The sequence below is a fragment of the Hyphomonas sp. genome (assembly GCF_041398385.1).
GTDB lineage: Bacteria > Pseudomonadota > Alphaproteobacteria > Caulobacterales > Hyphomonadaceae > Hyphomonas.
Genome location: NZ_JAWKUW010000004.1, coordinates 317053 through 336809, shown reverse-complemented (window position 1 = coordinate 336809; position 19757 = coordinate 317053). Strand labels below are relative to the sequence as shown.

The window sequence follows — 19757 nt, the reverse complement described above, 5'->3', positions numbered from 1 at the left end:
CTGCCGCGAACGTGGGGCGTACCAGACCATCGGACGAAATCGTCCTCAGGAGCGTGACTGCCCATGACACAGACTGGCATCAAGGGCAGATCTGTCGGGTCGGCGGAGAAGACAGGGCGGATAAAGCTTCTGTCGCTGCTCGGGGTATTGGCTGTGTGCGCCACCGGGTGCGCATCCACGGCCGCCGGTGCAGCAAGCACGATGCCGGTTTGGGCCGATACAGGAGATTGTTTTCTCAGGGATGTGACCGTGCCGGCGACCGAAGCGGCGGCAACCGCGATGGCGGCATCCTGCGCAGGTGGGGCCGCAGCAGGCGACCCCGCGAGAAGCGGCATCGACCGGTCTACCTCCTATTTCAATGCGGCCAGTGCGTATCTGGCACTGGGGCAGGGCAACGCAGAAAATGATCTGTGTCCTGCGCCGGGAGACTGTTTCAGCAGCGCACTTTCGCTTGCCGAACTATCCGTTGCCAATCAGGGCGATGACCAGATGAGCAACGCCGCGTCGGCCGCCGCTAGCTTGGCCGATAGCCGCTTCGTTCTTCGCCGTGCGATCCTCAGGAGCCGGGCACTGCAAGGTCTCGCAGATACCGAAAACGGCGTGGACAGCTGCGGTGGTAAGACATCATGCCTGACGCAGGCAGCCGAAACGCTCAACAGCCTCGCCCTCGCTCCGGCCGAGCTGGAAGAGGCCGACAAGCTACAGGCGCAGATCGCCTGCGAGGGACTGGACCTCAGATGGCGGGTGAACAGTGAGCTGGGGCGTGCGCAGGAGCACGCATATCTGCAGGATCTGGCGAAGATTGTGGACCAATGCCCCCGGTACAAGGCAACCGCATCTGACCGGCTGGCAGAGATTTCGTTCGACCATGCCGAAAGCATCCGGCGCTCATTGGCGTCCGCCGAAACGTCCAATACCGACGCGGCCATCGCTGCCATCACACGGTATCACGAAGCCTTGGAAGTCGACCGGTTCACCTTGCCGTCATACCGAGGCCTGGGCGAGGTTCACCGCTGGCTCGCCCTGGCGGACCGGGCAAGCAGGCGTGCGCATCTCGAAAATGCCGTGGAAGCCTTCAGGACAAGCGCTGACTTGTCCGGAACCACGACGGATGTGGGTGGCCGGGCGAGAGATCTCGAACTGCTTGGACAAAGCCAGCTTGAGCTGGCGCAGACATATTCCACGTCGGAAGATGCCGCGCCGCTGATCCAGGAGGGGAGCGCAGCGCTCAGCGAAGCTGTATCTCTGGAGCCGACGGCGCAAAGATCCTACCTGCTTGCGCAAGCCTACCAGATGTCCGGGCAGACTGATCTGGCGATCCGTGCTTATGAGGCAGCCCTAAGTGGATTGAATGGCCTCGATCGCGTGGAAGCGAGCCTGTCGCTGGCGGACTTGCTGGACCGGGTCGGTAATCCGGCAGAGGCGCTTCAGGTTCTCGAACGCGCATCCGCACAGGGCCCGGTCGACGCGGAAGTGGAATACGAAATTGGCCGCCGGCGCTTTGCCAATGGCGCTGTGGTGGACGCCCAGGCGCCGCTCATTCGCGCCGTGAGCAGCCTCACGGGGAGCCGCCTCATGGAGGCGCATTATATGCTCTCGATCATCGAGACGAAGAAGCGCGCGACCGGCTGGAAACAACGGGCGATGGATCACGCCATGATCGCCGCCAATGGCGGCACGCAAATCTGGAAATATTCCCGGCAGGCCTGCCTTGCCACGATCCTGCTTGGCGGCGCTGATCTCGAGTCAGGCGTAAGCGCTTCAAATTGCCCGGATGTCCGGAGCCCGGAGGGCAAATTGCTCAAGGGCATGTTCTATCTCAAGCAAGCACAGCTGACGGAGGTGAGTGCCTACAATCTGCCGTCCCAGACACGGTGGCGGAGCATTCTGCGCGCCGCCGAGGACGCCTTCCGCGAGGGGCAGAACCTCTCCGGCAGCGCGCCTGCTTATGAGACGAGGGTCAGGTTTGACGATTTGGCGGGCGACGTTGATGTGCCCCGGAGGCTGGAACAGGGCCTTTCCGTTGTCGCGCGGTGCCGGCGGGACATCCAACTGGGCCCGGCAGATCCCGTCTGGCCGGACCTTGAGTCTTTCTTCGGGCAATACGGAGTTCTGAAATGTTCAGGCGCCTCCTAGTTCCATCCGCCAATCCCAGACTGTCAGGGTATGCAGCATGACCACTCCGGTAGAACATCAAGACAATTCGGGCCTGCAGGTTTTCCAGCCGGTCCCGACCCAGAGCGACTTTGCGGAACTGTCCGACAGGGTGCAGCAGGCCCGGCGCGGACAAGCGCGACTGTTGATCACGTCAATCTTCCTGGCCGGTGTCATTGCGGCGGGACTGGCAGCCGCTGCACTCGCCTATGGGCACCTGAATACGCAGGTGGCCGCGCTCGAGACAACGGTGGCAGAGCAAGTCAAAGCGCTTGAGGCAAAGGACGGGCTGATCGCCGAGGCGAACGCAAAGATCGAAAGCCAGAAACAGGCGCTCGACTCCTACGCCGATTACCAGAGCATAGCCGCCCTCCAGAGCCAGGCAGATCAGCTGGAACAGGAGATCGCTGCCTTGTTGGCAGAGCCCGTCCGCGCAAATGCGCCGGCGCGCCTCAGGAAGCTTCCCGAGGACGTGGAATGGCTCGACACCACGGTGGCTGCGCTGCGGGCCCGGCGTGATGCGCTGCAGGCCCTGAAATCGGAGATCCAGGCCTGGCCGCCCGTGCCGCAGAGCCCGCGTCCCGATTGAACCATTCGATCCCAATCCCCTATTCCCTGAGGAGTTCCCATGAGCGATCCATCTGAAACCTCACAGACGCTGTTCACGACGCTGACAGTTGAAGAAAAGCCGGGCTTCACCCTGAAGGATCTGGTGTCGGAGTTTCCGGATCATCAGAGCGACTGGACCATCCCCGAAGCGTTCCTGTGCCTCGTCCTTTCCGCTGCGTTTGCGGATGGCAGGGTTGCGCCGCAGGAGCAGGAGGAAATCCGCGCGCTCGCGCACAGGTCGCGCACCCTCAAAAACCTCGACGAGAATGAGCTCGCGCATGCGAACAGTGTCGTGTTGAAGCGGCGCTCCGACCGGCCGGACTGGCTGTCGGAGGCTTGTGAAGCGCTGCCGTCGGACATGCGTCTGTCGGTCTTCACGCATTGCCTCGACATTTCGCTCGCCGATGGTGTGCTTGTGCCGGCGGAAGCAGAGTTCCTGGAACAGCTCATCGTCAAGCTGAATATCAAAGCGGAAGACGCCAGGATGGTTTCCCGGGTGATTTCCCTGAAACACCGCTACTAGACGCCCAAACAAAAACGGCCGGCTGAATTGGCCGGCCGCTGTTGAAGGGATCGCCTGAAGGGTCAGTCCTTGGCGCGTTCCATGTAGGAGCCGTCTTCCGTATTAACGACGACGCGGGTGCCAGCCTCGACGTGCGGGGGCACCATGATGCGCACACCATTGTCCAGGATTGCCGGCTTGTAGCTGCCCGATGCCGTCTGGCCTTTCACCACCGGCTCGGTCTCGGCGATCGTGGCGGTGATGCGGGCCGGCAGCGTCAGGGATACCGGGGCGCCATTGAAGATCTGCAGCGTGCAGGCCATGTTTTCCTGCAGGTACGCGCTGTTATCACCCAGCATGGAGCCCGGCACGAACACCTGTTCATAGGTATCGGGGTGCATGAACACGTAATTGTCGCCGTCGAGGTAAAGGTAGGTGTAGTCCACTTCTTCCACGAAGGCTTTTTCAAGCTTGTCGGTCGTCTTGTAGGTGTTGACGATCTTGATGCCGTCCGAGATGCGGCGCATCTCGATCGTTGTGGTCGGCGTGCCTTTGCCGGGGCGGAAGGATTCCGCCTTCAGGACGGAATAGAGCTGCCCGTCGGTGTGCTCAATGATATTGCCCCTGCGGACGTTCGCTGCGATTTCAACGGCCATGACGTGTTCCCGAGTTGCCCGGATGGGTTCCGGTGCTGTAGAGCGCTCCCATCCGGAGCGGCAGATTGGGCTCCGCCATACCGGCACTTGCAGGTTTCGCCAAGCGCCAGTGCACATATTTCGGCGTTTTCCGGAGGTGAATCAGGGCATGACGGAAGGGAGATGGTGGCACCCCGCGCGGCACCGTGACCGCCGGCCGTTCCTGTTGCAGCGAGGGCAGATCCGGGCAGCGCTTGGGGGCTGGTTCGCCGGGGAGGGGTTCCTGGAGGTGGACTGTGCCGCGCTACAGGTTTCGCCGGGCAACGAGACGCATCTGCACGCCTTTGCGACGCAGTTCCTGACCGATGACGGGCGGCGGGCGCCGCTGTTCCTGCACACATCGCCGGAGTTTTCCTGCAAGAAACTGCTGGCGGCGGGCGAAACCAAGATCGTTGATTTCGCGAAGGTTTTTCGCAACCGGGAGCAGGGCGCGCTGCATTCGCCGGAGTTTACGATGGTGGAGTGGTACCGCGCCGGGGCAGACATTGGCGAGGTGATGGAGGATGCGGTTTCCCTTTGCCGGACGGCGCTGTCTGCCACAGGCCGGGAGGCGTTCGAGTGGAAGGGCCGGGCCTGCGATCCCGCGCTGGAGCCCGAGCATCTGACGCTGGTTGAGGCGTTCAACCGGTACGCTGGTGTTGCTCTGGAGTCGTATCTGGATGACTCAAAAGGCTTTCTGACCGCGGCAAAAACCGCCGGCGTGGGCGTTCCGGACGATGCGGCGTGGACAGACATCTTCTCCGCCGTTCTCGTTTCGAAGATCGAGCCGCGGCTGGGAGAGGGGCGCCTCACACTCCTGCAGCGTTATCCGGTCTGCGAGGCGGCGCTGGCCCGCGCCTGTCCGGACGATCCGCGCTTTGCGGAGCGGTTCGAGCTGTATGCCTGCGGGGTGGAACTGGCGAACGGGTTTCATGAGCTGACCGATCCGGTGGAGCAGCGCGCGCGGTTCGAGGCAGATATGGTGCTGAAGCAAGCGCTGTATGGCGAGCGGTATCCGGTGGATGAGGATTTCCTCGCGGCGCTCAGCGTCATGCCGGATGCGAGCGGTGTGGCCCTCGGCTTTGATCGTCTGGTGATCCTCTCCACGGGCGCGCGGTCCATTCATGATGTGCAATGGACGCCGGTTGAGACATGAGCCGCCAGCGCCCCCTGACGACGCCGGACGCGCTTCAATCCGCCGGCCTGATCGGCTCGGCGGATGCCGAAGCGCTGGCGCCCGTGGCGGAGCGTTACGCCATCGCAGTGACACCGTTCCTCGCGAGCCGGATTGACCGCAACAACCCCGATGATCCGATTGCCCGCATGTTCGTTCCGAGACCGGAGGAAATGCTGCGCACGCCGGAGGAGCTGGCGGATCCGATCGGTGACGATACGCATTCGCCGGTGCCAGGAATCGTGCACCGGTATCCTGACCGGGTGCTGCTGAAGCCTGTCGCAGTCTGCCCGGTCTATTGCCGCTTCTGCTTCCGCCGAGAAATGGTGGGGCCGGACCTGGGCGAGGCGCTGACGCCTGCGGCGCTGGGAAATGCGCTGGATTATATCCGTGCGCATACGGAAGTCCGTGAAGTGATCCTGACGGGCGGCGATCCGTTCATGTTGTCGGCGGCCCGGGCAGGGGCGCTGACGCAGGCGCTGGTGGCGATTCCGCATGTCAGTATTATCCGCTGGCACACCCGGATGCCGGTGGCCGATCCTGTGCGAATAACGGCGGCTTATGTCGAGGCGCTGCAAGCCTCTGGCAAGGCGGTGTATGTATCCCTTCACATCAATCATGTGCAGGAGCTGTCGCTGGAGACGCGGTACGTCCTCAATATGTTTGCCGACGCTGGTTTCCCGCTTCTCGCGCAGACGGTCCTGCTGCGCGGCGTTAATGATGATGCCGGCACGCTGGCGGAGCTGATGCAGGCACTCGTGGCAGCGCGGGTGCGGCCGTATTACCTGCACCATCCGGACCTGGCGCCGGGAACGGGGCATTTCAGGCTGAGCGTGGAAGAAGGACAGGCAATCTATTCGGACCTGCGCGACCGCGTGTCCGGCCTCGCCCTGCCGCACTATGTGATCGATATTCCCGGCGGCGTTTCCAAGGCAAACGCTGCGCCAAGCGACATTGTTCAGACGCCGGACGGAAAAGCCCTGCGGGGCCGCGATGGGCAACTTTATCCTTACGAACGGGACTGACCCTAGCAGACCCGGATCGAGCTGAGCTCCTCGCCATCCGGGTCGACGACATGCACGGCGCAGGCGATGCAGGGGTCGAAGCTGTGGACAGTGCGCTGGATCTCCAGCGGCTGTTTCGGATCGTAAAGTGAGTGCCGGTCCATAAGGGCTGCTTCATAGGGCCCGATGCCGCCGGTGGCGTCGCGCGGGCCGGCATTCCAGGTGCTGGGAACGACGGCCTGATAATTGTCGATCTTGCCGTCCTTGATGACGATCCAGTGTGCAAGCGCACCGCGCGGCGCTTCCATGAAGCCGACGCCGCGCGCTTCTTTAGGCCAGGTCGATGGATCCCACTTTTCCTTGTTGTGCACGGCCACATCGCCCGCCTTGATGTTGGCGATGAGGGTGTTGAGCCAGCCTTCCATCTGGTCCGCCACGATCTTGGATTCGAGCGTGCGCGCCGCTGTGCGGCCGAGCGTCGAGAACATCGCGTCGATCGGCAGTTCCAGCTTGCCGAGGGCGTAGGTGGCAAGGTCGCGCGTCGGCTCGTGGCCGCTGGCATAGAGCATCAGTACACGCGAGAGTGGGCCGACCTCGACCGGATGACCGCGCCAGCGCGGCGATTTCAGCCAGGAATAGCCCTTGTCGACGTCGAGCTGGTCATAAGGCGGCGCGGGGCCGTCATAGTGCAGGGCGGTTTCGCCCTCATAGGGGTGAAGACCCTTATCCTTGCCGCCCTCATAATCATACCAGGAGTGGGCGACGAATTCCTCGACCTGTGTGGGGTCGTTGAGGTCGACCGGCTCGATATGTGTCAAGTCGCGGTTCAGGATGACGCCGGAGGGGATGAGCCAGGAGGCCGGATCGTCCATGCCGTGTGACGGGAAATCCCCGAAGGTCATGAAATTGCCGACGCCTTCGCCGCGGGCGAACCAGTCTTTGTAGAAGCTTGCGATAGCGAGCGTGTCGGGGATGTAGACCTCGTTCACGAAGGCCTGCATGGATTTGATGATGGTCCGGACGGTTTCGAGCGTCAGGATGTTGACGCTGGTCGCGGCCGCGCCGTCCGCGCCGGGCGCGGCGCTGATCGGGCTCGGCGCGCCGCCGACGAGGAAGTTCGGGTGCGGGTTCTTGCCGCCGAAGATGGCGTGCAGCTTTACCACGTCGCGCTGCCAGGCGAGCGCTTCGAGATAATGGGCGACGGCCATGAGGTTCGCCTCAGGTGGCAGTCGGTATTCCGGGTGCCCCCAGAAGCCATTGGCGAAGATGCCGAGCTGGCCCGCCTCGACATAGGTACGCAGGCGCTGCTGCGTGTCGGCGAAATAGCCGGGGCTGGATTTGGCATAGCCGGAGATGGACTGGGCGAGAGCGGACGTTGCCGCCGGGTCGGCCTTCAGCGCCGAGACGACATCCACCCAGTCGAGCGCGTGCAGGTGATAGAAGTGCATGACATGGTCGTGCACATATTGCGCGGCAATCATCAGGTTGCGGATTAGCTGGGCGTTCGCCGGGATCTTGTAGTCGAGCGCATCCTCGACGGAGCGGACCGAGGCGATGCCGTGCACCAGCGTGCAGACGCCGCAGATGCGCTGGGCGAAGGCCCAGGCTTCGCGCGGGTCGCGGCCTTTCAGGATGATCTCGATGCCGCGCACCATGGTGCCGGAACTGTAGGCCTGTGTGATGCCGCCTGAGGGATCAGTCTCTGCCTCGATGCGCAGATGGCCTTCGATACGGGTGATGGGGTCTACAACGACGCGGTCAGCCATCGTTCAATTCCTATTCAATGACATGGTCGGCGAGCAGCTCAATCAGGCTGTCGCGCTTGTGGTCCCAGTGGAAATGCTCGGCGCTCTCATCCATGGTGAGGCGGCAGTTCGCACAGGAAGAGATGAGGGTTTCGGCGCCGGTCTTTTCCACCTGGTCCATCTTGATCTGGAAGACCTTGTGGCGGAGGTCTGCTGCGCGGGCCATGGCCTGCACGCCGCCGCCCCCGCCGCAGCACCAGTTGCGGTTGCCGGTGGGGGTCATTTCGCGGAAGTCGGTTGCGAAGTCTTCGAGCAGGTAGCGGGCCTCTTCGGTTGCGCCGCCGCGGCGGGATATCTGGCAGGGGTCGTGATAGGTGAGTGAGCCGTCATAGGGCTTGAATTTCAGCTTGCCTGCGCGTTTGAGGGCCGCGAGATATTCCGTGATATGCAGCACTTCGAAAGGCAGAGGGCGACCGAGGATGTTCGCGGCCGACCAGCGCATGACGCCGAAGGCATGGCCGCATTCGGGAATAACGACCGTTTTGGCGCCGGTCTTTTCGGCGGCGGTGGTGATCCGTTCGATCATGGTGCGGGCGATGTCGCCGCGGCCGGAGAGATAGCCGAAATTGGTCGACTCATAGCCGACGGAGCTGAAGGTCCAGTCCGCGCCAGCGGCATTCATCAGCTTCGCCATGCCGACGATGGACTGGGGATATTTCATCATCTCGATCGAGGAGACGGTGAGGAGGACTTCGGCCTTGTCCTTGTCGAGCGGGATGTCGAGTTCGTTGTCGTCGGCCAGCCATTCGATACGGTCTTCGAGCGCTTCCGGCGTCAGGCCCAGCGGGCTGCCGCGGTCACGCGAATTGTCGGCGGCTTCGCGCAGGTCAGCAGGGCCTAGGCCGACCTTGGCAAAGGCCTGGCGGGTTGAGGCGACCACGGAGGAAATGTCGATCGCCATGGGGCAGACGATGGTGCAGCGCCCGCACATGGTGCAGCTGTCGAAGATCAGCTCTTCCCACTCGGCGAGGTCTTCGCGCGTGACCTTTGGGGCAAGGCCGAGCCAGCCGAGCGGCGAGACCGAGCGTTTGTGGGCCTTGGCGATGGGGACCAGCTTGTAGGCCGGCGTGTGCTTCGGGTCGCCGCTGGCGTGGTAGAAGTGACAGGCCTCGGCGCACTGGCCGCAGCGCAGGCACGCTTCGGTATAGGTTGCGATGCTGCCGCCCACGAGGGAGAGCAGCTTGTCGGCGGCGGATTTGACCTCGGCGTCTGTGAGGTCAGCGGCGGATTTGGCGTTGCCCGTCATAGCTGGGCTCCACGATGGTTGAGATGAGCGCCGGTCCGGGCGCGGGACAGGAAGACGATGAAGGCGTGCATCAGCTTGCCGAAGGGGAACCAGATCAGCAGCACGGCGAAGCTGAGAATGTGGAGCGCGAGCGCTGTGTTGTAGGGCTGGATCAGTCGGCCGACGAGAATGTAGCCCGTGACCAGTGGTGCGAAGGTCACGGCCCAGGTGATGTAGTCATCCGCCGTCGAAAGGAGTTTCAACACCGGACTGGTCAGGCGTTTGACGAGCGCTGCCAGCAGGGACGCCATGGTGATGCCACCGGCGACATGGATGAAGACAGGCGGCAGCGAAATCCATGAAATCCCGAAGAAAGATTTGATCACCTGGATGTGCGGCGCGAAGCCGAACACGATGATGGCTAGGCCCAGATGGAACACGTAGCCGTTGATTGTCGTGAACATGTTGGAGCCGGTGGGGTGCATTTCCGGCCACATGCGCCGGAACACTTCCCGTGCGCCGGCAACAGGCCCCGGCAGGGCGCCTTTACGGGCGGGCGTCAGGTCGCGGGCCTGCGGCGTGAAGATCAGGACGGCAAGGCGCCAGGCGACGCCGAAACAGAAAACACCGGCGGCAAACTGAAGGGCGGGGCCCCGGGCAAAGTCGAGAAGGTCCATGGCTCTATGTCTCCTTCGCCGCTTGTTTCTTGCTGTTTGAGGCCACGAAGGCCGCACCGGCGCCGAGGGCTGCGCCTGTTACAGCGGCGGCTGCGGCCATCTTGCCGATACTGGTCGTCTTCGAGGGCAGGGATTTGTAGAAGCCGCCCTGGTCCCAGAAATTGGGGGAGCCGCAGGCGAAACATCCGTGTCCAGACTGGATGGGGAAGGACACTCCGCCATTCCACTTTGTGGTGGCGCAGGTATTGTAGGCGATCGGGCCCTTGCAGCCGACTTCATAGAGGCAGTAGCCCTTACGGGCGCCCTCATCGTCGAAGCTCTTGGCGAATAGGCCGCGCTCATAGAAGGGGCGGCGGTAGCACCGGTCGTGGATGGACTCGCCGAAGAAGGCGAGCGGGCGGTGCTTGTCGTCGAGCGCCGGCAGTTCCCCGAAGGCGAGGATATGCGCGAGCGTGCCGGTCATCGCTTCCGGTACCGGCGGGCAGCCCGGAATGTTGATAAGCGGCTTGCTGCCGACAAGGTCGGAGATCGGGACGGCCCCGGTGGGGTTGGGCTTCGCGTAAGGCAATCCGCCGAACGCCGCACAAGTGCCGACGGCGACGACTGCAAAGGCGTTTTCGATGGTCTCGGCGAGGATGTCGAGGTTCGTGCGCCCGGCAATCATGGAGTAGACACCGCCATCGCGCGTCGGAACCGAACCGTCCACGATGACGATATACTTGCCCTTGTTCTCTTCCATCGAGGCTTCGCGGGCTTCCTCGGCCGCAAATCCTGACACGGCCTGGAGCGTGTGGTGATAGTCGAGAGAGATGAAATCGAAAATCAGGTCTTCGAGCGTCGGACTGTAGGAGCGCGTCAGCGATTCGGTGCAGCCGGTACACTCCTGGAACGACAGCCAGATCACGGCCTGACGCCGCGCGGCAGCCAATCCCTGCGCCATCGCGGGGGCCATGGCCGGCGACAGCGCCATGGTGGAAGCGAGATAGGAGCAGTATTTCATGAAGGCGCGCCGTGAGACGCCCCTCTGGCTCATATGCTCGCCAAGGGTCAGCTTTCCACTCATCCCGTCATATCCTCCGTATCCATATCGGCGGGCGCGTCCAGCAGCTCGTCGAGGCGATTCAGTCCCGCAATCATGTCGTCCCTGTGTGACAGGAGAATTGCGGGCACATGCGTGATTTCGATAATTTCGGCGGCGAGGCGGCCGTCGCCGCCCTCATGGCGAACCCACCAGACACCGGCGATTCCGGTTTCGTCCAGCGTGGAACTCCCGGCCACGTCCAGCTTGACGCTGACTTCGCCGGTGCCGAGTTTTTCCTTGAGCTGTTCCCGGTCGCCATCCGTCATGGGGAGGCTGTGCAGGTCGATGGAGCCGGCCTCTCCTGTTGTCACGAGGCGGTCCAGCAGTTCCGAGATTTCCCGAAGGACGGCATTGGCAAGCCCTGTCGTGTAGGGTGCCATGTCTGTTGTAGACCGCCGATCTATCAGGTTGCTCATAAGGCGGCCACCTCTGCGTTCCACTTATCAAGCAGGCTCACCACTGCTTCCGCCATACGTGGAATCCCGATTGCCACTTCCGGCGTGGGTTCAAGGCCGAGGCGAACGACGGCAGGCTCCACGGCGACGAGTGCACGCTTTTCGGGGCAGGCGTCGATCAGCGCGGCAGCGGCCATCAGGTCTGCCAGCGCGACCTCATGTGCGGTAGATTTGCGGCCTCGCAGCTGATGATCCATCTCGGCCCCCTCGAATGTGCGCACCGTGCCAGGCGACGCGCCGAAACGTGCTGCATCCACAGCGATGATGGCATCGCAGGCTTCGATTTCCGGCAGCAGGTTGAGGCCGGCCGTACCGCCATCGCAAAGGCGGACATTCTCAAGACCCGCAGACTGCAGGAACTCGATGACCAGAGGGCCGGCGGCATCGTCGGTCATCAGGCTGTTCCCCAACCCCAGGACAAGTGCCGATCGCACCGTCATGCCAAATCGCCCCTTTCCAGTTCCATCGAACCGGAGTCCCCACGCATCATGCCGGACGCATAGCTGCGCGATTCCGGATTCATGCCGCAACCTTGGTAGCAGTGCTGGCATAGTGCTTTGAGATAGGTCAAAGAGCCACCCCGATAATTGAATTCTTTTAAACACTTCGCCTGTTGCGCGGCTTTTGGACGGGGCGTCAGCAAATGCGCGGCAGAGGGTCTCCGACCAGCCAGTCCAGCATGCGGCGCCCGCCCATTACGGTTTCGACCTGCACGAAGCAGTCTTCGTCTGCGACAATCTCACCGACGATGGCGGCATCGGCGCCAAGCGGGTGCGACTTCAGTGCGGCCAAAGCTGCGTCGGCTTCGGCGGGCGGGACAATAGCAATCAGCTTGCCTTCATTCGCGAGATAGAGCGGATCGACGCCAAGGATTTCGCAGGCAGCTTCCACCGGTCGCCGGATCGGGAGGGCAGGCTCGCGTACCAGTGCACCGGTGCCGCTCGCACGACAGATTTCATTGATTGCTGTTGCGAAGCCGCCGCGAGTCGGATCGCGCAGCGTCCGCACGCCTGGGGCCGCAGCATGCAGAGCGCTTACGAGGCCATGTAGCGGGGCGGTGTCGCTTTCAATCGGTGCCATCAGGGGCAGGTCATCGCGCGCGGCAAGGATGGTCGTGCCATGATCGCCGAGCGTACCGGATACAAGGATCACGTCGCCCGGCCGGGCCCGGTGGGCGCCGGGCGGCTCCGGCCAGTCAGCCGGCAGGATGCCGAGTCCGGTTGTCGTGATGAAGATGCCATCACCCTTGCCGCGTTCGACGACCTTGGTGTCGCCGGCCACGATTGTAACGCCTGCCTCTGCAGCGGCGGCGGCCATGCTGTCGACGATGCGTTTGAGGTCGCTGAAGGGGAAGCCTTCCTCAAGGATGAAACCGGCTGTCAGATGTCTCGGCGTTGCACCGCCCATGGCGAGATCGTTGACCGTACCGTGCACAGCGAGGCTTCCGATGTCGCCGCCCGGAAAGAACAGCGGGCTGACGACATGACCGTCGGTGGCGACCACGATACGGCCGCCCTCCATCGTGAGGCAGGCAGAATCGTCGCCCCGGTCGAGCGCGGGATTTGAGAAGGCGGGGCGGAACAGCTCCTCGAACAATTGGGCGGATGCCTTGCCGCCGGCGCCATGGACGAGTTCGACATGGCCCTTGCGCAAGTCGATCCTGCGGGTGAACAGGCGGCGGTCGCTCATGTTGCGGCGGGGCTCGGTTCCGGTGCCTTGCGGAAGCGGCCGTAGAGATAATGCGCGGCGCATGCGCCTTCCGGCGAGACCATGCAGGAGCCGAGCGGATGCTCCGGCGTGCAGGCCGTCGCGAACACCTTGCACTCGCGCGGGGCTTTCTCTCCGCGAAGGATGGCGGCGCATTCGCAGGCCTTGTGGTCTGGCGTCGAGACGTAGTCGATGCCGAAACGGGCTTCAGCGTCGAATGCTGCATAGGCGGGGGCAAGCCTGAGCGCGCTGCCGGGAATTTCGCCGAGCCCGCGCCACTCAAAACTGTTCCGTATCGTGAAGACCCGCCCGCACATATCCTGTGCCTTCGTATTGCCGCCGGGGCGGACGGCGCGCGCGAACGCATTTTCCACGACCGTCTCGCCGCGATTGACCTGCCGGACCAGCATCAGGATCGCCTGCAGCAGGTCGTTCGGCTCGAAGCCGGAAATGACGATGGGCTTGTGCCAGGTTTCGGACGCCGCCTCATATGGCTCGGCGCCGATAATGGTCGACACGTTGCCGGGGCCAATGAAACCGTCGAGCTGCGCGCCGGTTGCGCCGTCCGCGGTCGTCATGATTGCATCGATGGCGGCCGGCGTCAGGACGTGGTTGCAGAGGACGGTGAAATTGGTGAGGCGCTTTGCTTCGGCCGCAAGAATGCTGGCGGCCGTGGGCGGAGTCGTCGTTTCAAAGCCGATGGCCATGAAGACCACCTGCCGGTCCGGGTTCGCCGCTGCGATATCAACCGCCTGAGCCGGTGAGTAGATCATGCGGATATCGGCGCCGCGGGCCTTTGCTCCGCGCAGCGTGTCGCCTTTCGACGCCGGGACGCGCATCAGGTCGCCATAGGTGCACAGGATGACGTCTGGGTGCGAAAGGGCGAGGGAGATTGCCATGTCGAGCCGGCCCGTTGGCAGGACGCAGACGGGACAGCCGGGGCCATGGATCATGCGGATATTGCCGGGCAACAGGTCTTCGAGGCCGAAGCGGCAGAGCGCGTGGGTGTGCCCGCCGCAAAATTCCATGAAGCGATAATCCCGGTCCGGATGGATCTCGGCGCGGATAGAGGCAGCAAGGTTGCGGGCTGCAGCGGGATCGCGGAATTCGTCGACATATTTCATGTCGCGTCCCCCATCGCTGCGCCGCGCATGAGGGCAAGCTGCGCTTCGGCTTCTTCCGGCTGGATGACGGTCAGCGCGTAGCCGACATGGACGACGACAAAGTCGCCGGGTGAGACACCATCGACCAGCGCCAGAGAAACGGGCATCTGAACTCCGTCGAGGTCTACGGTCGCCAGTTCGCCGTCTATGCTGAGGACTTCCGCGGGGATTGCGAGGCACATCCGGTCAGCCCTCCAATTCGATGACAGTATTGGCGGCGACCCATGCCTGGCCGAGGCTGAGGCCGCCATCGTTCACGGGCGCCTTGATTGGCCGCAGGAGGTCTATGCCCCTGTCACTGAGCAGGCCTGCGAGCATTTCCGTCAGGACGCGGTTCTGGAAACAGCCGCCGCCCGCGAGCACGCGTGCCGGAAGGGCGTGTCGGCGAATGAAGTGCTCGCAGGTGTCCGCCAGCGCCGCAGCCAGTGTGCCATGGAAGTGGGCCGCCCCGTCTTCAGCTCCCATGCCATCGAGGGCGCCGAGCAAGGGGGAAAGGTCCAGCTGGCCTTGTTCAGTCAATCGCCATCCGCCCGGCAGGATTTTGGGGGCAGTTGCAAGGGCTTCCAGTGCCATGGCTGCATCGCCTTCGAACCGGGCAAAGGGGCGCACACCAAGGAGACCGCAGGCGGCGTCGAACAGTCGGCCTGCGGAGGAGGTCTCCGGCGCGTTGACGTTCCGCTCCAGCATGGCCTGCACCAATGCCGAGCCTTCAATTTCAGAAAAACGTTGCGCAATCTGACTGGTCCGCCCGAGCTGGTGCAGGGCCGCAGCGCCCATCCGCCAGGGCTCCCTTGCAGCGGCCTCACCGCCGGGCATGTGCAGCGGGGCAAGATGACCCAGCCGGTCGTATCGTGCGCCGTCGACCTTAAGGAATTCACCGCCCCAGCTGGACGCGCCATCTGCTCCAAGGCCGAATCCGTCCAGCGCCAGTCCCAGATGCGGTCCGTCGAGATGGTGTTCCGCTGCGACAGCAGCAATGTGGGCGTGATGATGCTGAACCGGCACAAGCGGGAGGCCAAGTGACTCCGCGTAGCGTGCAGACAGGAAATCCGGGTGCAGGTCGCAGGCGACCAGTTCGGGCTCAACATCAAGAATACCGGTCATATGCGCCACGGCCTCGCGGAAGAAGCGCAGCGTTGCGGCATTGTCGAGGTCGCCCACATGCTGCGACAGGAACGCCTCGCGCCCTCGTGTGACGCAGATCGTATTTTTCAGAAGAGCGCCGACAGCCAGAATGGGCGGCATGTCCCGCGACAGCGGAATGGGCTCCGGTGTGTACCCGCGCGCCCTGCGCAGGTAAGCCGGTGCACCGTCGATCATGCGAACGACGCTATCGTCACAGCGGATCAGGATGTCGCGATCGTGTGTGACGATTGTATCGGCAATCTGTCCAAGCCGTTCAGTCGCTTCCTGATTGGTGATCACCAGCGGTTCACCGCCGGGATTTGCACTCGTCATCACGAGCACAAAATCCTGTGCCTGGTTCAGCCATCCGATTCCTTCGGGCTCGCCCATGGCTGCATGGAAGATCAGGTAGTGCAGGGGGGTGTAGGGCAACATCAGGCCGATGGTCGGGAGTCCATTCGACACACTGGCGGCAATCCCTGCATCGCTTCGAGCGGGACACACGACAATCGGCCTGCGCGGGTCTGTCAGCAGGGCTTCTTCGTCTGGTGAGAGTTCGGCCAGCCTGCGCGCGCTCTCGATGTTCGCGACCATGATGGCGAATGGCTTGCCATCCCGCGCCTTCCGATTGCGCAACTGGCCGACCGCTTCCTCATTTTGCGCATCGGCCGCCAGATGGAACCCGCCAAGCCCCTTGATTGCGAGAAGCCTGCCATCCTCCAGTTGCCTGACGATCTCTGATGGAGCCATGGAAAGCTGCGGCCCGCAGTCCGGGCAGGCGTTCGGCTGGGCATGGAAGCGCCGGTCTGCCGGGTTTTCATATTCGGCCTGACAGGAGGCGCACATGATGAATGGCGCCATCGAGGTCTGCGGCCGGTCATAGGGCAGGGCGCGGGTAATGGTGTAGCGTGGCCCACAATGGGTGCAGTTCGTGAAGGCATAGAGATGACGCCGGTTTGCCGGGTCGAACATGTCGGCGAGACAGGCGCCACAGGTGGCGACATCCGGCGGCATGATCGTTCGGGCTGCCTCACCGGCTGAACTGGTGAGGATCTGAAATTCGGCATCGCCCTTCAGAGAAATTTCCTGCGTTTCGATTGTATCGATGCGGGAGAGCGGCGGCGCCTGTGACTGCAGGTGGCTGAGGAAGGATGACACGGCATCGTCATCGCCTTCGATCTCGGCAAGTACACCGTCGCTATCATTTCTGACCCATCCGGTGAGGCCGGCGCCATGCGCCAGAGACCAGACAAAGGGACGGAAGCCAACCCCCTGAACAGCGCCGCGGATCCGCACTGATTGGCGGATCCTGCTTTGCGCCGGGGGAAAGGCTGTATCTGGCATGACTATTCGGCGGCGTGCCTCAATTGTCCGGCGAGGCCTTCCAGCCAGCGCACCCAGGTGCCGAGGCCGTCCGGCGATGTGGATGATGTGCGCAGGATGTCGAGCCGTGGACGGACTTTCCGCGCATTTGCGACCAGCGCTTCCACGTCGAAGGTGAGATGCGGCAGGAGGTCCGTTTTGGAAATGACCATGGCGTCGGCGGTTGCGAACATTTCCGGGTATTTGAGCGGCTTGTCTTCGCCCTCCGTGACGCTGGCCAGAACGACGCGGCGCGCTTCTCCGAGGTCGAAGCCGGCCGGGCAGACCAGGTTTCCGACATTCTCTATGAAGAGGATGCCGCCTTCCGGCAGGGGCATATGGTCGAGCGCGACCGACACCATGCCGGCATCGAGATGGCAGCCTTTGCCGGTATTGATCTGCAGGGCAGGAACGCCGGTCTCGCGGATGCGTGCAGCGTCGCTGGATGTCTGCTGGTCGCCTTCAATCACGGCAATGGGCAGCCGGTCTTTCAGGGCCTGGATGGTTTCGACCAGGAGCGTCGTTTTGCCGGAGCCGGGGCTGGACATGAGATTGATCGCGATAATGCCTGCCGCCTCCAGCCGTGCCCGGTTGCGGGCTGCGATCTCGTCATTCTTGGCCAGGATGTTCTGCTCGATTTCGATGAGGCGGGTCTGGCTCTGCCCGCTCACATGCACGCCCGCTGCGCCTGCACCGAAGTCGAGCGAGCCGTCTGCACCATGGCTGTGGCCATGGTGATGATCGTGGTCGTGGCTGTGGCCGTGATCGTGATCGTGAGCGTGTGAATGGCCATGGGAATGGCCGTGCTCATGAGCGTGATGCGCATGGTCATGCGCAGCGCCTTCGATCCGGGTTTCTCCGTCGCCACATCCGCAAACCGTGCACATGTCAGCATACCTCCAGGGATTTGATTTTCAGTTCTTCGCCGCCGGTTACGACAAGCTGGTAGCCGCCGCAGTCCGGACAGGGATCACCCTTGCGGCTTATGGGAACGCTCTTCTGGCAGGCAAAGCAATAGGCGGCGCCGGGCGGTGTCAGGATTTCCAGGACGGCGCCCTCGGCTTTTGTGCCCTTGCCGGCCGCCTCGAACCCGAATTCGAGCGCACTGGCGTCAACACAGGCGAGTGCCCCGACTTCCAGCACGATCCGTTCGACACGGGCGAAGCCCTGCTTGCGGGCTTCCGATTCGATCACTTCAACAACGCCGATGGCGAGTGACATCTCATGCATGAGCGGCACTCCCGGCAGGCACGATCCGGCAGGGCGAGCAGGGATCGAGTGCCGCGATCAGCCAAGGCGCGATCCGGTCAAATTCATCTCGCGCCAACTGCGCGGCATAGTTTGCCGCCGGGCCGTTGAGGGCGAAGTTCCAGTCGGTCGGAGCGGTGGATGTCCATCGGGCGATCCTGCCATGGTCTAGGTCGATAATGTGACGCAGGCGTCCTCGTGCGGTCGTGGCGATGCCCATTCCGGTGCCGGTGGCGTCGGAGGGGAAGTTCGCCGCTGGTGCTGGAGCGATCCGGTCGAGTGCGTCCGCCAGCTGCCCGGTCAGTGCGCGCGTGGCGGCGGCCTGTGCGGCGAACCAGTCTGACAGCGTCCCGGCGGTCTGTGCGGCGCGGGCCTGGCTGCGCGGCGTTTCTTCAGCGGAGATACGATCAGGGGCTGTGTCCGCGAACAGAAGCTGGTTCCCCAGCGCTGGAAGCACCGTGAAGGCCTGGTCAAATGTCCTGTCCGCTGCACTCACTATTTCAGCTGAGGCTGTCTCGAGCTGTTCCGCGCATTCTGTCAGGACGTTAAGTGCGGCGCGAGCGTCGTTGGCGCGGAATACGATTTCTGCGCCGCCCGGACGTGCCCAGTTTTCGCTGAAGAGCGCCGCAAGGATCCCGTCGCTGGCTTGACGGCCGCTGCGGACAAGGCCCGGATCAGGCGCGAGTCCCATCAGCTGCGGCCAGGTGAATCCGGCTCGCCAGAGGCTGCTGGCCGCGGCTTCTGCGAGAACTGCGGCTTCACGTGCGGCGGCCTGCTCCGAAGATAGCATCACCCCAGCGGCCGCTTCCATCGCCGAGAGCCCGGCCGCCATGTGCGCGCGCGGACAGATCGGGAAGAGCAGCCCCGCGAGCCGGATCCCTTCGTCGCAGGAGCGCCCGCCCGTCACCGCCAGCGCATTCGCGGGGCCCCGGCGAACGACACTGCACTCTGCACCTTCGTCCGCCTGCGTGATCACCAGGTCGTAGCTGCAGGAGGTCGCGGGTGTGTTCGTCATTTCAATCGTCAGCCCGCCTGACCGGGCAGGTCGTCGTCGGGATGCAGGCCGGGCGGCAGAGCGGGCTCCCGGTCAACCAGATCCTGGATCAGGTGTTCATAGTCGCGCCCTTCGACGGCGGCTGCAACTGCGCTGATCGCATTGCTGATGTCCGCGGCTTCTTCTTCGCTCATGCTGCGCAGGGCCGTACCGAGATGGACGAGGACGTATTCGCCTTCAGCCAGTTCTCCGGTCAGCGCGAGGCTCACGGTTTCCTGTCGCCCGGCGCCGTCACACAAGGCGACAAGGCCGTTCGATTCGACAATCCGCATGGGTAGTCCGAAACACATCGTCCATACCTTCTACGCGCCGGCACCAATATCCGGCGCGGGTCATTCCAGCACATAAGCGACCGGAAGCCCGCGAAAATTGAGATAAGACAAACACAACGGTCCCGGTCGTCAATATGGTCAGCCGCGAGGATTTGTCGTGTGGACCGCGGGCTGCCCCCGTGAGACGATGTAATTCTTTCGTGGACTCTATTGATATGGGGAAAGAGATGGGGACGGGAATGAACCTTCGCGCACTCCGCAGGATCGCGGCGATGGTCGCCATGGCAACTGTGAGCGTGCCTGCATTGGCGCACCCTGGCCATGATCACAGCCACGCCACGCACAGCCTCATGGAAATTCCAGCCGGAGTTTCCGGTCTTGCGTTGCCCATCTTGGCGCTGGTAGGTGCGTTCGGTCTCGCCCTGCTCGCACACGCCTGGGCGGACCGGTCGAAATCCCGCTGACC

At 63.4% G+C, this 19757-nt stretch carries 22 protein-coding genes; 6 read left to right on the top strand and 16 right to left on the bottom strand.

The window, feature by feature from the left end; all coding sequences use genetic code 11:
* Positions 1–63 precede the first annotated feature (63 nt).
* Genes R3C13_RS10680 through R3C13_RS10670 form a run of 3 tightly spaced genes read left to right on the top strand, consistent with a single transcriptional unit; the run spans position 64 to position 3286 of the window.
* Positions 64–2136, top strand: coding sequence for a tetratricopeptide repeat protein (locus tag R3C13_RS10680; RefSeq protein WP_371310805.1), 2073 nt, complete (start codon positions 64–66; stop codon positions 2134–2136).
* Between the two features lie 37 nt (positions 2137–2173).
* Positions 2174–2743, top strand: a complete 570-nt coding sequence (locus R3C13_RS10675; protein WP_371310804.1) for a hypothetical protein — start codon at positions 2174–2176, stop codon at positions 2741–2743.
* 39 nt (positions 2744–2782) lie between these two features.
* On the top strand, positions 2783–3286 hold the full coding sequence (locus R3C13_RS10670) for a tellurite resistance TerB family protein (protein WP_371310803.1): 504 nt from the start codon (positions 2783–2785) through the stop codon (positions 3284–3286).
* Between the two features lie 62 nt (positions 3287–3348).
* On the opposite strand, the gene efp is transcribed toward R3C13_RS10670, so the two are convergent.
* Positions 3349–3921 (bottom strand): elongation factor P, encoded by a 573-nt coding sequence (gene efp, locus R3C13_RS10665; protein WP_371310802.1) that lies wholly within the window; start codon positions 3919–3921, stop codon positions 3349–3351.
* A 148-nt stretch (positions 3922–4069) separates the two neighbouring features.
* Here efp and epmA point away from each other — a divergent pair, with 148 nt between their 5' ends.
* Positions 4070–5095 (top strand): EF-P lysine aminoacylase EpmA, encoded by a 1026-nt coding sequence (gene epmA, locus R3C13_RS10660; protein WP_371310801.1) that lies wholly within the window; start codon positions 4070–4072, stop codon positions 5093–5095.
* A complete protein-coding gene (locus tag R3C13_RS10655; RefSeq protein ID WP_371310800.1) occupies positions 5092–6138 on the top strand; it encodes a lysine-2,3-aminomutase-like protein in 1047 nt (348 codons plus the stop codon). Before epmA ends, R3C13_RS10655 begins: the two co-directional genes overlap by 4 nt.
* Positions 6139–6140: 2 nt before the next feature.
* On the opposite strand, the gene R3C13_RS10650 is transcribed toward R3C13_RS10655, so the two are convergent.
* From R3C13_RS10650 to R3C13_RS10580, 15 genes are all read right to left on the bottom strand, one after another.
* Entirely contained in the window at positions 6141–7883 is a 1743-nt protein-coding gene (locus R3C13_RS10650) for a nickel-dependent hydrogenase large subunit (RefSeq protein ID WP_371310799.1), read from the bottom strand.
* A gap of 10 nt (positions 7884–7893) precedes the next feature.
* Positions 7894–9168 (bottom strand): (Fe-S)-binding protein, encoded by a 1275-nt coding sequence (locus tag R3C13_RS10645; protein ID WP_371310798.1) that lies wholly within the window; start codon positions 9166–9168, stop codon positions 7894–7896.
* Positions 9165–9824 carry a nitrate reductase gene (locus tag R3C13_RS10640; protein WP_371310797.1) on the bottom strand — a complete coding sequence of 220 codons (660 nt, stop codon included), beginning with the start codon at positions 9822–9824 and terminating at the stop codon, positions 9165–9167. The genes R3C13_RS10645 and R3C13_RS10640 overlap by 4 nt, the downstream gene beginning before the upstream one ends.
* Before the next feature lie 4 nt (positions 9825–9828).
* On the bottom strand, positions 9829–10887 hold the full coding sequence (locus tag R3C13_RS10635) for a hydrogenase small subunit (RefSeq protein ID WP_371310796.1): 1059 nt from the start codon (positions 10885–10887) through the stop codon (positions 9829–9831).
* On the bottom strand, positions 10884–11321 hold the full coding sequence (locus R3C13_RS10630) for a hydrogenase expression/formation C-terminal domain-containing protein (RefSeq protein ID WP_371310795.1): 438 nt from the start codon (positions 11319–11321) through the stop codon (positions 10884–10886). Before R3C13_RS10630 ends, R3C13_RS10635 begins: the two co-directional genes overlap by 4 nt.
* A complete protein-coding gene (locus R3C13_RS10625; RefSeq protein WP_371310794.1) occupies positions 11318–11800 on the bottom strand; it encodes a hydrogenase maturation protease in 483 nt (160 codons plus the stop codon). Before R3C13_RS10625 ends, R3C13_RS10630 begins: the two co-directional genes overlap by 4 nt.
* A 196-nt stretch (positions 11801–11996) precedes the next feature.
* Complete coding sequence (gene hypE / locus R3C13_RS10620) at positions 11997–13049, bottom strand: hydrogenase expression/formation protein HypE (RefSeq protein ID WP_371310793.1); 1053 nt, start codon at positions 13047–13049, stop codon at positions 11997–11999.
* Positions 13046–14191 (bottom strand): hydrogenase formation protein HypD, encoded by a 1146-nt coding sequence (gene hypD, locus R3C13_RS10615; RefSeq protein ID WP_371310792.1) that lies wholly within the window; start codon positions 14189–14191, stop codon positions 13046–13048. Before hypD ends, hypE begins: the two co-directional genes overlap by 4 nt.
* Positions 14188–14412, bottom strand: a complete 225-nt coding sequence (locus R3C13_RS10610) for a HypC/HybG/HupF family hydrogenase formation chaperone (protein WP_371310791.1) — start codon at positions 14410–14412, stop codon at positions 14188–14190. The genes hypD and R3C13_RS10610 overlap by 4 nt, the downstream gene beginning before the upstream one ends.
* A 4-nt stretch (positions 14413–14416) precedes the next feature.
* Complete coding sequence (gene hypF / locus R3C13_RS10605) at positions 14417–16651, bottom strand: carbamoyltransferase HypF (protein WP_371310790.1); 2235 nt, start codon at positions 16649–16651, stop codon at positions 14417–14419.
* A gap of 50 nt (positions 16652–16701) precedes the next feature.
* Positions 16702–17388, bottom strand: coding sequence for a hydrogenase nickel incorporation protein HypB (gene hypB / locus R3C13_RS10600; RefSeq protein WP_371310789.1), 687 nt, complete (start codon positions 17386–17388; stop codon positions 16702–16704).
* Positions 17385–17549, bottom strand: coding sequence for a hypothetical protein (locus R3C13_RS10595; protein ID WP_371310788.1), 165 nt, complete (start codon positions 17547–17549; stop codon positions 17385–17387). The genes hypB and R3C13_RS10595 overlap by 4 nt, the downstream gene beginning before the upstream one ends.
* Before the next feature lie 56 nt (positions 17550–17605).
* Positions 17606–17947: a hydrogenase maturation nickel metallochaperone HypA gene (hypA, locus tag R3C13_RS10590; RefSeq protein WP_371310787.1), complete on the bottom strand. Its 342-nt coding sequence runs from the start codon at positions 17945–17947 to the stop codon at positions 17606–17608.
* A complete protein-coding gene (locus R3C13_RS10585; protein WP_371310786.1) occupies positions 17940–18980 on the bottom strand; it encodes a hypothetical protein in 1041 nt (346 codons plus the stop codon). The genes hypA and R3C13_RS10585 overlap by 8 nt, the downstream gene beginning before the upstream one ends.
* An 8-nt stretch (positions 18981–18988) precedes the next feature.
* Complete coding sequence (locus R3C13_RS10580; protein ID WP_371310785.1) at positions 18989–19309, bottom strand: HypC/HybG/HupF family hydrogenase formation chaperone; 321 nt, start codon at positions 19307–19309, stop codon at positions 18989–18991.
* Between the two features lie 221 nt (positions 19310–19530).
* Between R3C13_RS10580 and R3C13_RS10575 the strand changes: the two genes are divergently transcribed.
* Positions 19531–19755: a hypothetical protein gene (locus R3C13_RS10575; RefSeq protein WP_371310784.1), complete on the top strand. Its 225-nt coding sequence runs from the start codon at positions 19531–19533 to the stop codon at positions 19753–19755.
* The last annotated feature ends 2 nt before the right edge of the window (positions 19756–19757 follow it).